Annotated in this window: 13 protein-coding genes and 1 pseudogene; 9 read left to right on the top strand and 5 right to left on the bottom strand. The window is 51.0% G+C overall.

What is annotated here, in order from left to right:
- Positions 1-87 precede the first annotated feature (87 nt).
- The 6 genes and pseudogenes from AC1XDK_RS24180 to AC1XDK_RS24155 all read left to right on the top strand — a co-directional run bounded on the left by AC1XDK_RS24180 (position 88) and on the right by AC1XDK_RS24155 (position 6,169).
- Entirely contained in the window at positions 88-471 is a 384-nt protein-coding gene (locus AC1XDK_RS24180; RefSeq protein ID WP_483352588.1) for a methylated-DNA--[protein]-cysteine S-methyltransferase, read from the top strand.
- A gap of 34 nt (positions 472-505) precedes the next feature.
- Positions 506-1,213, top strand: coding sequence for a helix-turn-helix domain-containing protein (locus AC1XDK_RS24175; protein WP_483352587.1), 708 nt, complete (start codon positions 506-508; stop codon positions 1,211-1,213).
- Between the two features lie 28 nt (positions 1,214-1,241).
- Positions 1,242-1,909, top strand: a pseudogene (locus AC1XDK_RS24170) (transposase); the annotation flags it as partial.
- 422 nt (positions 1,910-2,331) lie between these two features.
- Positions 2,332-3,180, top strand: coding sequence for a hypothetical protein (locus tag AC1XDK_RS24165; RefSeq protein ID WP_483352586.1), 849 nt, complete (start codon positions 2,332-2,334; stop codon positions 3,178-3,180).
- Positions 3,181-3,287: 107 nt separating this feature from the next.
- Complete coding sequence (locus tag AC1XDK_RS24160; RefSeq protein ID WP_483352585.1) at positions 3,288-4,877, top strand: transposase; 1,590 nt, start codon at positions 3,288-3,290, stop codon at positions 4,875-4,877.
- A gap of 494 nt (positions 4,878-5,371) precedes the next feature.
- The gene (locus AC1XDK_RS24155; RefSeq protein WP_483352584.1) at positions 5,372-6,169 is read left to right on the top strand and encodes a hypothetical protein; all 798 of its coding nucleotides are present in this window, start codon (positions 5,372-5,374) and stop codon (positions 6,167-6,169) included.
- A gap of 111 nt (positions 6,170-6,280) precedes the next feature.
- On the opposite strand, the gene AC1XDK_RS24150 is transcribed toward AC1XDK_RS24155, so the two are convergent.
- From AC1XDK_RS24150 to AC1XDK_RS24140, 3 genes are all read right to left on the bottom strand, one after another.
- On the bottom strand, positions 6,281-6,985 hold the full coding sequence (locus AC1XDK_RS24150) for a hypothetical protein (RefSeq protein ID WP_483352583.1): 705 nt from the start codon (positions 6,983-6,985) through the stop codon (positions 6,281-6,283).
- Between the two features lie 86 nt (positions 6,986-7,071).
- Complete coding sequence (locus AC1XDK_RS24145; protein ID WP_483352582.1) at positions 7,072-7,809, bottom strand: IS6 family transposase; 738 nt, start codon at positions 7,807-7,809, stop codon at positions 7,072-7,074.
- A 231-nt stretch (positions 7,810-8,040) separates the two neighbouring features.
- Entirely contained in the window at positions 8,041-8,631 is a 591-nt protein-coding gene (locus AC1XDK_RS24140; RefSeq protein ID WP_483352581.1) for an AsnC family transcriptional regulator, read from the bottom strand.
- Between the two features lie 180 nt (positions 8,632-8,811).
- Here AC1XDK_RS24140 and AC1XDK_RS24135 point away from each other — a divergent pair, with 180 nt between their 5' ends.
- Complete coding sequence (locus tag AC1XDK_RS24135; RefSeq protein ID WP_483352580.1) at positions 8,812-9,156, top strand: four-helix bundle copper-binding protein; 345 nt, start codon at positions 8,812-8,814, stop codon at positions 9,154-9,156.
- A gap of 141 nt (positions 9,157-9,297) precedes the next feature.
- Positions 9,298-11,538 (top strand): copper-translocating P-type ATPase, encoded by a 2,241-nt coding sequence (locus tag AC1XDK_RS24130; protein ID WP_483352579.1) that lies wholly within the window; start codon positions 9,298-9,300, stop codon positions 11,536-11,538.
- A gap of 70 nt (positions 11,539-11,608) precedes the next feature.
- On the opposite strand, the gene AC1XDK_RS24125 is transcribed toward AC1XDK_RS24130, so the two are convergent.
- A complete protein-coding gene (locus tag AC1XDK_RS24125; RefSeq protein ID WP_483352578.1) occupies positions 11,609-12,211 on the bottom strand; it encodes a hypothetical protein in 603 nt (200 codons plus the stop codon).
- A 759-nt stretch (positions 12,212-12,970) separates the two neighbouring features.
- Between AC1XDK_RS24125 and AC1XDK_RS24120 the strand changes: the two genes are divergently transcribed.
- On the top strand, positions 12,971-13,468 hold the full coding sequence (locus AC1XDK_RS24120; protein WP_483352577.1) for a CBS domain-containing protein: 498 nt from the start codon (positions 12,971-12,973) through the stop codon (positions 13,466-13,468).
- Positions 13,469-13,532: 64 nt separating this feature from the next.
- Here AC1XDK_RS24120 and AC1XDK_RS24115 read toward each other — a convergent pair whose 3' ends face one another.
- A complete protein-coding gene (locus AC1XDK_RS24115; RefSeq protein WP_483352576.1) occupies positions 13,533-13,730 on the bottom strand; it encodes a heavy-metal-associated domain-containing protein in 198 nt (65 codons plus the stop codon).
- Positions 13,731-13,782 lie beyond the last annotated feature (52 nt).

The following is a 13,782-nucleotide window of genomic DNA, read 5'->3' as shown; positions in this document are numbered from 1 at the left end:
GTTCTTCTAGAAGACGATAGCCAGTAACAGGACGACCTGCTATCACCGGTTCCATCTTTATCGATCTCTTGCGTGTTGTTATTGTCAATGGCGTACGAACTATTCGCCCGTCAAATCGAGTTAGACCCCACACGGATTGCTGAGTCACGGCATACCATCAGAGAACAATTGGCTGAATACGAGAACGGTCGTCGCCGTCAGTTCGAACTCACGTTCGATTTCATAGACGGATTCACTGGCGATGTTCATCGAGAACTCTGCACGATCGCATACGGCGACACCCGAACCTACGGGCAGATAGCTGAACGATTAGGAACGGCACCCATTGCTGTCGGCCAAGCCTGCGCACAGAATCTGATTCCGGTGGTCATTCCTTGTCACCGCGCTGTCGGCACAGACTCCCTCGGCGGGTATATCTATCCTGGCCTCAAAGAGAAGTTACTGAACTTTGAGCAGGCGAACACGAGGTAAACCAACGTCGCAACGAACACAGGAGACACTACACATGATCGCTTCCGAACACACAGACAGGGCCCTTTGCGTTTCTCTCATGGTCTGGCACCCGGACTGCTGGGTCATCGAGCTGACAGAGAAGTTAGATATTGGGTTGATTGGGTACGGAACGCGGACGAGACAGGACGGTCGGACGACGACACTCTATACCATCTACGCGAACACCGAAGAACAGATCTTATCGGGGATCGAACAAATTCGTGCTCATCCACAGGTGTACGTCGTTTCAGAAGTGAACCAGATGCACCGACTTGAAGCAACTTCGACGCCGGGGAACGCGACGAAAGGACTTCTCATCGACCACGACGGAACGACACAAATCAGCGACGAGTTCCTCTCTCGCGGGTTCGTCCACGCGGAGCCCGTGGACGGTAACAACGGTGTGGAGTATTGGCGACTCCTCACTAACTACAATCGGGAAGAGGTAGAGTCGATCATTGACGAGATTTGTAAGTCTGTAGGTGCAGAAATCGATGTACTGGGTGTCACAGAGGCGGCTTGGGGGACGGGATTGGGAGGATTGCCACTTCATCGACTGACTCGCCGACAGCATGAGGTTTTTCAACTCGCGCGACAGGAGGGCTACTACTCGACACCCCGGCGCATCTCTGCAGACGGATTGGCTGATGAATTGGGCATATCAACGTCAACGTTGCACGAACATCTTCAAAAAGTGGAGGCGGAGTTACTCGGACCATAGATAACGGGACAGACGACGGTGAGTATGCTATCAGCGGGTGACAATGCAGCTCGTCGGCAATGCGGTACCAATCGTCTTGGATGCTCGGCCGGTTCGGAAAGGAGATTCTCGGGTGGTGATCGTCCGAGATCTCTTGGATTTTGCCCAAGAGCATGTTCTCGTCGATAATGTCCTGGTGGATCGAGAGTTCGATAGCCAACATATCTTGGAGGAAATTGACCAGCGTGGGCTCCGGTATGTGGTTCCAAAGCGGATGCAGACGAGTGAGTAAGCCCAAGCACAGCGGTTACTGAAGTGGGATCAAGACCGGTACGTTACTGATCGGAACCTCCGCTTGGATACCGACGAGCCGCACGAAACAACGCTAGTGTACCGACGTCGGGACAATTCCGAGTGTACGGATTATCGGCAGTATTCGGTGTTTATGACGAACGGGGATCCGAAACTGTTACGAGAATATTCGTATCGGTGGGAAATCGAGAGTGGGTACAAGAGCATCAAGCGGTTCATGGCTACCACGACCTCGAAGAACTTCGTGTTACGATTTTTCTACTTCGCGTTTGCATGTCTGCTTTACTCAATCTGGCGTGCGGTCGATTTACTGGTTCAAGTCAACTTGACTGGCAAGTACAAGCGATCTCCGATAGTGACGGCAAACACGTTCTGACCCTGCTGAAGCAAACAGGAATTGGCTAAAGCCGTCGAATACCACAGTGAACGCCCGTGGATGAGCAATAGCTTTGGCTCAAATAGTCCGCAATCCCTGAAAAAGTTGGAATTCTAACTAAAATCGGCCTTAGATTCTGGTTTGAAATGGTTTCAAATCTGTGTGTCAGTCGAAATCGTGCATTCTGGGCTCTCTATACTGGGTGTAGTCTCATCTTCACAGTTTCGGAGGATGGATTTGATGCGTGTCTTAATTTCACCCTTATATTGTGGGAATCGTCTTGTTAGTGGGATTGAGAATATGTCCGTAAATATTAGAAGTTCTCACTATAGTTAGGTTACTTGCTACAATACACCTAAACTTCGAGCGATAGAGTGTCCACAGATCACTTCAACGATTGGTCGACTTCCGCAAGAATACTTTCAAATCAGTAAAACAGAGGATCGTAACAATGGCGTTTACAGAGAAATTCGATGCTGCGAACCCGACACACAGCCTCGTCACTCGAAGTTTATCCGGTGTCATGGATTGGGATGAATTCGGCGGTGTGACAGTCGAGAACCGAGTCGTTAGTGTTCTGGTGGACTACGGAACCACTGTCCACCTAGAGCTTGATCCAAAGCACGATCAATTTGAGACTATACAACGAGAACTATCACGGGTTCCCGACTCCGAATGTGTCTTTGTCCGTTCAGATCAGGAATTTCGGGCGTCGCTTCCCGAAGACCGGGAGGTGATTGAGTCATTACTCGAAATCCCAGACAGTGATACTGATGCGTGGAGGGACCGCATGTTCTACTTCGTCGAATTTGCAATTCTGACCGAACAGTCGTGGCTGTATCGCTCAGTGCCGCATGAGACCCATATCCGGGAAATCAACGCGGGGGGACACGAGGGAGTAATTAAGAGATTGAACGAGACGCTTGATCAGGTACGAGGTTCAGCTGTTGTCCCGTTTAGTGGACTTGCCTCATGGACAACTAATGGTACCACGTATGATTTGAAATGGGACTCTCTGTATTGCTCCAATAAAGAGAAGAGCGCATCATATGATTTGGAACGATTGAGGAAGGTGACTGCACTGTTTTCTGAGAACCTTCTTCGTCTCGATTGGAAGCCGGTGTCTGAGGAGTCGTTACTCCGTCGAACGGTCTGGCGAGTCCTAAATTCAGAGAGTGCTACTCCACCAGCACGAGTCGAAATCCCTGTTGGTGAAGATGGAGAAAAGATACTGGATGCGTTCCGTCAGCTACGTGAGAAACTTGGATATTCATATGGTGTTCAGACTCCTTCGGATTAACACTCTTGATCAGCTTAGACTCGATAATTGGTTCGTTTGTATATCGCGGGATTATCAAGGAGAAAGAGCCATCACCGTTGTTTCTTATTTGCTGGTAAGACTATCCGATGGAACAGCGTGGCCGCCGATTAACTGACGCATTTGTCGCTGCTCTCAAACTCCGCAATAACCTCCGTGAAGGAACGGACTTCTGTACCGCACTCACCGATCTCAGCCTTCAAATTGAGACGCTTGTGGACGACTATCCAGAGTGGCATCCTACATCGTACTCGTTTCACGGTATGCTCAAGCTCTTCATCTATCTGGAAGTCACCGGAGACAGCTATCGGTCCCTCACGCGGCACCCAGAACTCACAGGTGTATTCGGTCTCAAGCAAATCCCTGACGAATCGGTCCTCTCGCGAACGTGGCGCAACCGGTTTGACGACGATGTTCGTGGGTATATCACGGCAAGCGCACACTGCTTGGTCAAGGAAGTTTACTATGAGAATCTCTCTGTCCCTGAAGTCCGGCCCCTTGAGGAGGTGGAGCAGTCATCCAAGAAGGACTCTGAACCGACGGAGGATGTAACCGAATTCTCCAATGAAGAAATCTATCGAATAACGCGGCTCGCTCGTGACCATGGTTTCGGTTCGTTCGACTCTGGGAGAGCTCAGAACGCGACCTACGAGGATACACGATTCTTTGAGCTTCAGACGTTCATCGGAATGGTTCACTGTGGTACTCCACAGGGTGCGGCTCGATTCAAATTCCGTCGCGGGAACGAGTACGGGCCTCACGGGGATACACATCTCCGCGCCGTCAAGAAATTCGATCCAGAGAGCATACTTGATGGATTTCAGCAGGCGACAGAACGGCTTCTATCAGTGATTCAGTCGGAATCCTCGTTTCGCCGCCCAGTTACCGTAGCGATCGACATCACGACTATCCCTTACTACGGTGAGGTTGAGGGGATGCCGATGGTTAGCGGGACGAAAGGCGGAGAGGGCCGAGCGTTCAAGTTTGCGACCCTCTCAATTATCGGTCGGAATATCCCGCTCGTTCTGGCTGTTGAGCCGGTACGTGAGAGTTCGTCGTGGGACGAGAACCCGCCGAATCAAATCCATCGTGTCGTCCGCCGACTCCTGCTACGAGCGAAAGAACACGTTCCGATCGAGACGGTCCTCTGCGACCGGGAGTTCGACTCGATGCGCGTTTTCCAAACGCTATCGAACCTCGGCATCAACTATCTCATCCCAAAGCGGATCACGAGCTCGGAACGCGAGGTGATCGCGCGGATGGAAGAAGACGACCAGAAGGTGGCTGTTGAGACGGCCTCGGTTCATGTTGAGGCAGGGTCTCACCCGCTGCGCTTCCTGTACGTGCCGTCGACGAGCGGCGAGGGAACGACCGTCTTCACGACGAATCTCCGAGTGAAACCGGATGAGGCCGAAACGTTCTGTCACCGCTATAGTCGTCGCTGGCAGATCGAGAACGAATACAAGAGCATCAAGAACGATTTTCTCGCAAAAACTTCTTCCAAGGACTACCGCGTACGGCTGTTTTACTTCGTGTTCGCGGTACTGCTACACAACATTTGGCGACTCACCGATTTCCTGCTGAAGGCGGGTGTCCGCGGAGAGATGGAGTACGCCCCAGTTCTGACGGCTGGCGAGTGCGTCGAGTTGGTTTGCTCAGCGTTACTTCCGCCGGATTAGCACTGTACACCGACTCGGATCGCCCATTGTGAGTGGCGACGCTCTACGATACCCCGACTTTTAGGCTATTTTCGTTCACTTGGGGAGATTTATCCGAGAGTGGCAGTTGTGTCCTCACCAAACGAGCCCAATAATGCCGCAATTGACCCAGAAAACATCCGAAAATGACTCATCTTCCGAAACTGTGATCTTCCGGGGGCTAAGCAAAAGGTGTAGCATCATACGGTTTATAGAATCCAAAACCACCGCGAAGACGTCTTCTGAGTGCTTTATCCGGGGATTTACACTCGTCAGGTGGTGTGTAGTGTACTTCCGGTTAAAATCATAATAGAGCGAACGGTATAGAATTCCGGATCAATTGATCATAGAATGGTACATATCTGCTCTTTGCTTCAATATATTCTCATAAGGTTGCTAAGATTATCTCCGAGGGTATTTTCACTGGATGAAAACGCTCGTGGCGAACTATACCCCATCGCGGTCAACCGCCACTCATGAAGCCCAACTGGCAACGAATCGGACGCCTACTCCTCATACTGAGTATCGTCTTTCTGATTGCTTCACCAGGTTTTGCGATGGCAAGTAGTGAAGATCATACAACAACGTCGACAACATCGAGCCAAGACGATGGCCACCATGATGGGGGACGACATGGTACAGAGACGACAACCGAATCAGGACATAGCCCCGGAACAGAGACCACAGTCGAATCTGGTGGCGGTCATGGAACCGAAACAACCACTGCATCAGGACATGGTCATGGTGGAGAGACTGACGCAGGGGACGATCACGCCGAGGAAGGTCAGACCAAATCTGGCCACAGCCACGAGGGGGAGGGACACAGTGGTGATGAAGAAGGATTCGTGAATGGCTGGCTGCTGATGGTCGGTGGACTGTTCCTGTTAGGGACAGTTGCAACGGCACCAGTGTATAGGTACACTAGTACACGCCGGCAGAATTTCACCGTCTCTCCGACTCACTTTGGCGTCGCGTTACTTGCACTCTTTACTGCTGCCGTGCACTTCTATCTCTATTTCGAACATGGCGAACAGATCATGGCTCTTGCCGGACTCGGATTTCTCGGTGGTATCGGTCTGTTCTTTATTGGCGTCAATCGATTGTATCTCTATGGTGTGGGGATTCTCTATACGGCTGTTCAAATCCTCCTGTGGATCAATGATGGAATGCCCCACGTCGGGAGTTTCGGTCTGATCGATAAAGTGGCACAGGTACTTCTCATCATCACTCTTGGCTTCCTCATTCTGCGTCATCGACAACGCGCCTGGCACTGAGCAAAATAATAGGTTATTTTTTCTCGACTATTCACCTCCTCAGCAGAGACTTGAACCGCTGTGAGAAACCGATGTCATTGGTGATGTCGACCAAGGTCTCCAAATCAGTAATTATGAACCTCCGTTATTGCCACTTTTGTCTCCGTGGCCGTGATTTTCGGTGTTACCTTGATTGCCTTCTCCACCATGATTCCCGCTGTCACCGCTTTGCTGTGTCATTCTCACCTGGCCGACCATCGTTGTTGGATGAGTAGTACAGAGATATTGTTTGACGTCACGAGTGGCGACAAATGCCAGCATTTGAACCGCTCCTTTCTTCGCCAGTTGCGGTGTGACTTTGATCGCATCCTTCGGAGGTTTCCCCCCGTTTTGGTGCTCACCCATCATCGGGCCATTTTCTCTGCCCATCATGTGGCCATCCTGTCCCCCCATCGTTGTTCCATTTTGGCCACCCATCATTGGACCACCGTTCTGCATCGTTCGGACGGTCGGAAGTATCACGGGAAGATTCTTCCCGCTCGAATCTCGCAACGCGAATGTGTGCGGTTGTCCATCCAGGTTCTGCCACATTACTCCGTATGTCCGGCCGGGTTCGAGTTGGAGTGTTGGATTCTTTTGTCCTGCGATGGACTGTGGACCTCGTCCTTGCCAGCCAGAAACTCGACCACCAAGAGCAAAGCAGCACATGCCTTGGTGGTTATCTCCCGATGACGTTTCTTGTGCGGCCACGGTGGATGTCAATCCAATCGTAGCACCGCCTACAACACCGAGGAACTGTCTGCGTGTCTGTTTCGTAACTCGTGGTTCGTTGGGCATGGAATTTCCCCCCAAAGGGACAACAACCGAACTGACAATAAAACAAATTATTTGTTGGTTATATGAGTTCTATCATAAGGCACTGTCTAGTTTAGCTCCTCTTCGACAGGCGTTCGGTTGTTGAGCGATTGATGCGGTCGCTGATGGTTATAGTAGTGCACAAACTGTTCAAGCCACCGCTGGACGCTGGGCCGACTGCCCACCCACGACGTATGGAAGCGGTCGACCCGCTGTTTGAGCGTGTGAAACCACTTTTCGATCAGGTTTCGCTCTGTGTAGTCGAGCCGACCGCTTAACCCAATTCGAAAGAGGGCAGTCCGATATCCATAGCCATCAACGAGAAACACGGCGTCCGAAAGATCGTGTTTCTCGGCCAATCCAGACAAAAACGCAGCCGCCGAATCAGTGCCATGCCGATCAAACACTTGGATACTGAGCAGCAGCTTTGTATCGGTGTCTATTGCAGCGTACACCCAAGACCACTCGCCGTTAATTTTGACAGCGGTTTCGTCGACCGCGACCCGCGTCGGCGATGCCGACGGCGGGTCGGACACGCTGTCAGATATCCGATGAACCCATTGAAAAATCGCTTGATGTGACCGTTTTACGCCGAAGAGCGCAAGAATTGCTTGTGTTTCTCTGAGTGAACACCCGGTCGCGTGGAGCCGGACGGCGAACGCCCTGACGGGCGTCCCCAGAAATCGGAGATTTCTGGTGTGCGAACGAGACGCGAAGCGTCTCGTTAACGTCGCCGTCCGTTCACGCTCCCAACATTCAAGATTCGCTGTCTCTAACGTCTCGCTGAGCAGTTCTTGGTTGAGCATAGACACCAAAACCACTGAACTGCTCGCTTCTCAAACTGGCTTAACTAGACAGTGCCTATCATAATATATTTCCTCGGTATTGATAAAAAGAGGCTCCTTGTTGATTCAGTTTTGTGGGCCCTGTTTTCACACGGGTGATTGTAGCTGAACCACTAATTTCACGCTTGCATCGAAACTTCTAGATTCGTGATACGGATCGACACGCAGCCCAGAGGACCCGGCATCTCCTTTTCACACCCCGCTTTTCAACTCGTCATATCGGTCTCGGAAGAGTGATTCACACGATGGACAACAGAGATAGTATTGCTGCTCTTCAGTATCGAGTGTTATGCCATCTCCCTGAATTGGCTTTCCACATTCGATGCATTCGATCGCTAAATCGGATCGGCTGATCTGTGGCTTCCAGACGGAATTCGCTATCTTCCGTATCTCGTAACTCTGGATGTGCTGACCATCAAGTGTTTCAGAGAAGAGCTGTTTGATCTCTCGATCGTTCATATACGCGTGAGCACTGATTCGCATATCGACTGCTTGTAGGATGCATTCGACTGCATCCACATTCGATAATGACTCTACAATCGTCTCCTCACTGCCCGGCTGTGCTTCGATTTCGATCAAAATATCATCGCCTGTGGCGAGCATTGAGCGATCGATATTCACAGTAAAGCCGTTGATGACCCCGAGTTCTTTAAGCTGCGTAATACGGTTTGAAACGCTCGGGGCCGACAGCCCAACTTGTTCACCGATATCGGTGTACGAGCGACGTGCATCGTCCATTAACAGTTGCAGAATATCAGTATCCGTTTGATCGAGTTCTACCATGATATCTATCCCTCGTCCCGAACATCTACCAGCGATCATGTAAAGCGTGTCGGCAATCTACATCTGAAACGCTAGGCGCCTTTTTATGTCCCTGCTTTCTCTCCCCCTCTTTCGACGCATCGTACCTTTGCCCTGTTAGCAACAAGTGGGGAAAGGCAAGCCGTTGAAGTAATGAATGCGATGGCACTATCAGAACTCGAACTGAGCGATACCGGTGAAAAGTGTATGAACGACTGCTTCGAGGCGGTTCAGGCGTGTGAATGGTGTGCCGACGAGTGTCTGGACGAAGAGATGGACATGTCACGGTGTATTCGCCTGTGTCGAGATGTGGCCGACCTTGCCGCCGATCACGCTCGATTCATGGCGCGTAACTCCAATTATAGCCCGCAACTTGCCGAGGCCACTGCTGGTGCGGCCGAAGAATGTGCCGAAGAATGTTCCCGACACGATCATGAGCACTGCCAGGTCTGTGCCGAAGTTCTCGAAGAGTGTGCAGAGAGCTGCCGTGACATGGCGTCCGCGTAAGGTCGGAATTCGGACGTTCTCCCGGAGCCCAATCCGCTTTTTTGAACATGCGTTCGTACGTAAGTAGAACAATTCGAAGGGTGAGAACCAACCATACTTCCTTTACGCGTGATGACGTAGGTGACTCTTCGAGGTTCAGTTATGGACGAGCACGACAACTCAACAGGGGATGGAGAAAATATTGAGGATGAAACCAATCACCACATGCACTCAGATGACGAAAGATATCAGTCTAAGCAGGGACGAGAGGTATCTCATGTAGAGCGTTCGCTCGTAGAGGATGAAGCACGAGACACGGAGAAACCAGAACACGAAACTCACAATCGACACAAAGACGGAGACCAAGACCACGATGGCCATGGCGGGATGCACGCTGGCCACGAGCAGATGTTCCGCCGGCGCTTTTTTGTGTCGACGCTCCTTTCGATCCCAGTTCTCCTCTATAGTGAGGCTCTCCAGCAGTGGCTTGGGTTCTCGGTCCCCGCGTTCCCTGGGAGTGAATGGATCAATCCCGTGTTCGCGATAATTGTGTTTGCCTATGGTGGTGTGCCATTCCTCAAAATGGCACTCCCGGAACTGCGAGATCGTTCACCAGGCATGATGACGCTCATCTCGATGGCGATCACCGTTGCCTTCGTCTACAGTCTTGCGAGCATCATTCTCCCGACGACATCAGCATTCTTCTGGGAGCTGGTGACGCTGATCGACATCATGCTGCTGGGTCATTGGATTGAAATGCGGAGTGTCCGGCGCGCATCTGGTGCACTCAATGAATTAGCAAAACTGCTTCCCGACACTGCAGAACGCATTCTTGACGATGGCACTACGGAAGAAGTCCCTGTTAGTGATCTCCAGACCGATGACCGTGTTCTTGTCCGTCCGGGTGCGAATGTTCCTGCAGACGGTGTAGTAGCGGAAGGCCACTCTGAGGTCAACGAATCGATGATCACGGGAGAATCCCGTCCTGTTCTCAAGGAGTCTGGTGATGAGGTTATCGGTGGGACGATCAATGGTGATGGCAGCCTTCGCGTTCAAATCACGGCTACTGGCGATGATACGGCACTCGCCGGTATTATGCGACTCGTCGAGGAAGCCCAACAGAGTAAGTCTCGAACACAGGTTCTTGCTGATCGAGCTGCAGGATGGCTATTTTATGCAGCAGTTGCCGCAGCGATCATCACGGCCATCGGATGGACCGTTGCTACGTCGTTTAGCACGATGGTGATTGAACGAGTTGTTACCGTCCTCGTTATTGCTTGTCCCCATGCGCTTGGCCTGGCAGTGCCGCTTGTCGTCGCTATCAACACCTCACTCGCAGCTCGAAACGGGATGCTTGTTCGTGATCGGATCGCTATGGAGCAAGCGCGTGAAGTCGATATTGTCGTTTTCGACAAAACGGGCACTCTCACGAAAGGTGAGCAGGGTGTCGTTGACGTTATGACCGTCAGTGGAATCAACGATGATGAAGCTGTTGCAATGGCTGCTGCTGTTGAACGCGATTCGGAGCATATGATTGCCCAAGCACTTCGTGACGCAGCAGCCAATCAGGGACTGTCTGTCCCACAAGCAAGCGATTTCGAAGCCATCAAAGGTCGTGGTGTCCGCGCAACCATCGATGATGATGTAGTCTTTGTCGGCGGCCCAAATCTCATCGAACAGGAGGCTATTGAACTGGCTCCTGAACTCACCCAATTCGCGAATACTGCTGGTAAAAACGCACAGACCGTCGTCTATCTACTGCGGGATAACGAAGCCATAGCGGCATTTGCGCTTGCAGATGTAATTCGAGAAGAAAGCCGACAGACAATCGAAGCACTTCACGAGTTAGATATCGAGGTTGCAATGTTGACCGGTGACAGCGAAGGTGTTGCACGAGCCGTGGCAGACGACCTTGGTATTGACACGTACTTTGCTGAAGTGCTTCCTGAAGATAAGGATTCGAAAATCACTACGTTACAAGAGCAGGGGAAACTCGTCGCAATGGTCGGCGATGGAGTTAATGACGCGCCAGCACTCACTCGTGCCGATATTGGTATTGCAATCGGGAGTGGTACAGACGTTGCAGTCCAGTCTGCGGATCTCATCCTCGTTCAGAACAATCCCCTTGATGTCGTGCGACTCGTTAAACTCAGTCGAGCGAGCTACCGAAAGATGCAGGAAAATCTCGTCTGGGCAGCCGGTTACAACGTCTTTGCCATTCCACTGGCAGCGGGGGTCCTTGCTCCAATTGGGATTCTTTTGTCCCCTGCCGTCGGTGCCCTTTTAATGTCTCTCTCTACCGTCGTCGTCGCTGTCAATGCACAGTTCCTTCGAAGAGTTGATCTGGACCTTCCGAATTTACCTGGTCTTCCCTTGCCGCAGGAACCACAGTCAGCAGAGTAGCTTTTCTAGCCCAGTGCTGTTCAATGTTAATCATATACTTGAACACGGTAAAAGGTGAGATGAGGATAGCTTAGTTTTCGATTCGCACGTCAAACGAGGTCGAAATGAGATTGCCCTCTGGTTTTGTCTGAAGAAACAGCCGATACCGACCCGACGTTGGGAAAGTCGCATCGAACTCGACACGGCCCGGCTGAGATGTTGTTTCTCTTGGATGCACGTGAAGATATGCGAGGTCTCCCTCACGAAGGGCAACCAAATGGCCGAGTGCCCCAAGATACGGTTCTAGCTCTGCTACGGATCCATCGTCGCGATGCACGTCAAATAGCAATCGCGTAGCTTCACTAGCAGTAACGTTGTCTGTGAGTAAGTGGATCTCGTACCCTTCACAAGTGGCCTGCCGTGACGTGCCAGGACGCTCTTCTACAGTTGCAGTCCCTGGTGCGAAGAGGTCAAATCCAAGCGTCATTGAATGGCCCTCAATGACTACATCGACAAATGCCCGGTATACGCCCGGCTCAGGCAATGAAAAACCTCCAACACTGCATGTCCCGTCCGATTTGACGTCAGGATGCAGATGCTGAAAATGGGTCATATCTCGCCGAACGACGATGAGATGCAACACTTCACCGTGTGCTTCGTCAAATTCAGTTACTGCTCGTCCATCCTCAGTCACGATCCGAAACGACCAATTGACTGTTTCACCGTGCTTGAACCGTGTTTCTGATGGTACCAATCGCAACCCTTTGCTGTGGAGTGATAATCCTCCTATTGAAGCGTGACCTCCTGGTTCTTGCCTAAGTGATTCTCTAGTTGACTCAGTTTTGTCTTCCCCATGTTTCGAATGATCCCCCATACCTTGCGGTTCGCCAGCAACCATCTTACTCGTTTCTCTAATTCGGTCACCCCGAACACTCGGTAATTGACTTAAATATAACCGCCTGTTCTATGCACTTCATGACCGTCGGGTGGAGTAACAACCTGATAACGACCACTGTCTTTGGAGCGGCTTTTTTACTCATACATGTGACTGGATTAATATCCCACAAGGGTTTTCTTCGCATCTGTTTTAAGTTTGATCTGGTTTGCATTACAAACCTACAGCTGTAATTGACTCTGTATTCGTTTCGGATTGTGACACTGACCTCGTAGCTTCTTCACTCGGTATATATTATACGATATGGCTCTTCTTGAAATTTGTATTTCAAACGGATTCCAGCCCGCAAACTCCATTTCAGAAGATAAAGCTAGTAGTATATGAATGACCTCGGATCGAGATGTACACGAATTAGTGGTGTAATAGGAGGTTTAGACGTCGCTGACTCGTTCCGTTAGCTCTTGTGGTATAGTAGCGGAGATTACTTGTAGGAATATACGTCCTGGAGTTGTTTGATTGGACACTACACTTTTCGGTCTTTCTACCGTATGGTAGTCGATGGCAAACGAACACTCCGATATCAACCTCCGGGTAGGGAGAATCGCACGAAAAGACGTGGTGAGTGTCTCCAACGACGCGGCTATCGAGACGGTCGCCCAGACGATGGTCGACGAAAACGTGGGCGATGTCTTAGTCACCGAGAACGGAGATCTCACCGGAATCATCACCGATCGTGATCTTGCAATTCATCTCCTGACAGACGAATACGGTACTAACGTTCTGCATGATGAACAGTCGGGAGCAGACCTCACCGCGGAAAATGTAATGACTGAAGACCCACTTACGATTGACTCCCAAGCACGCCTTCCACACTTACTCCATCACATGGATCAAGTGAACGCACGACGAGCACCTGTCGTGCAAGATGGGAGCGTTGTGGGAATTGTCACGCTTGATGATCTCATTGTTCACTTAGCTGGTGAGAGTGAGCATGTGGCCGCACAGCTCGAAAGTCTTGCTGCTATCGTTCACTCTGAATCACCGCAAGGTGACTGAGACGCTACCATCGGATGCATAAAGAGTCAGGTATCGCATGTTACTCACTCTTTTCTTGTTCCTTTCAGACATTCGCTGTGTAGCCTGCGTCTTCGACGGCTTCAACGAGCTCTGAACTGTTAGCATCACCTTCGATAGTTGCCTGCTCGGCCTCGTGGTCGGCTGTCGCATCGGTAATACCGTTCACCCCTTTGAGAGCTTCCTCGACTGTTTGCTCACAGTGTCCACATGACATTCCTTCAACGGTGATAGTGGTTGTCATACACTCTGAGATACGATCTACTGTCTTTTGTGGATTCTCCTTTAAATTCTGC

The sequence above is a fragment of the Haladaptatus sp. HS23 genome, assembly GCF_056892285.1.
Note: the sequence above shows the minus strand (reverse complement) of the source record. Positions and strands in the feature narration are given on the sequence as shown.

Bases quoted from the DNA above. Each gene is read 5' to 3' on its own strand.
- AC1XDK_RS24180 (WP_483352588.1), top strand. From the start codon at position 88: ATGGCGTACGAACTATTCGCCCGTCAAATCGAGTTAGACCCCACACGG.
- AC1XDK_RS24175 (WP_483352587.1), top strand. From the start codon at position 506: ATGATCGCTTCCGAACACACAGACAGGGCCCTTTGCGTTTCTCTCATG.
- AC1XDK_RS24165 (WP_483352586.1), top strand. From the start codon at position 2,332: ATGGCGTTTACAGAGAAATTCGATGCTGCGAACCCGACACACAGCCTC.
- AC1XDK_RS24160 (WP_483352585.1), top strand. From the start codon at position 3,288: ATGGAACAGCGTGGCCGCCGATTAACTGACGCATTTGTCGCTGCTCTC.
- AC1XDK_RS24155 (WP_483352584.1), top strand. From the start codon at position 5,372: ATGAAGCCCAACTGGCAACGAATCGGACGCCTACTCCTCATACTGAGT.
- AC1XDK_RS24150 (WP_483352583.1), bottom strand. From the start codon at position 6,985: ATGCCCAACGAACCACGAGTTACGAAACAGACACGCAGACAGTTCCTC.
- AC1XDK_RS24145 (WP_483352582.1), bottom strand. From the start codon at position 7,809: ATGCTCAACCAAGAACTGCTCAGCGAGACGTTAGAGACAGCGAATCTT.
- AC1XDK_RS24140 (WP_483352581.1), bottom strand. From the start codon at position 8,631: ATGGTAGAACTCGATCAAACGGATACTGATATTCTGCAACTGTTAATG.
- AC1XDK_RS24135 (WP_483352580.1), top strand. From the start codon at position 8,812: ATGGCACTATCAGAACTCGAACTGAGCGATACCGGTGAAAAGTGTATG.
- AC1XDK_RS24130 (WP_483352579.1), top strand. From the start codon at position 9,298: ATGGACGAGCACGACAACTCAACAGGGGATGGAGAAAATATTGAGGAT.
- AC1XDK_RS24120 (WP_483352577.1), top strand. From the start codon at position 12,971: ATGGCAAACGAACACTCCGATATCAACCTCCGGGTAGGGAGAATCGCA.
- AC1XDK_RS24115 (WP_483352576.1), bottom strand. From the start codon at position 13,730: ATGACAACCACTATCACCGTTGAAGGAATGTCATGTGGACACTGTGAG.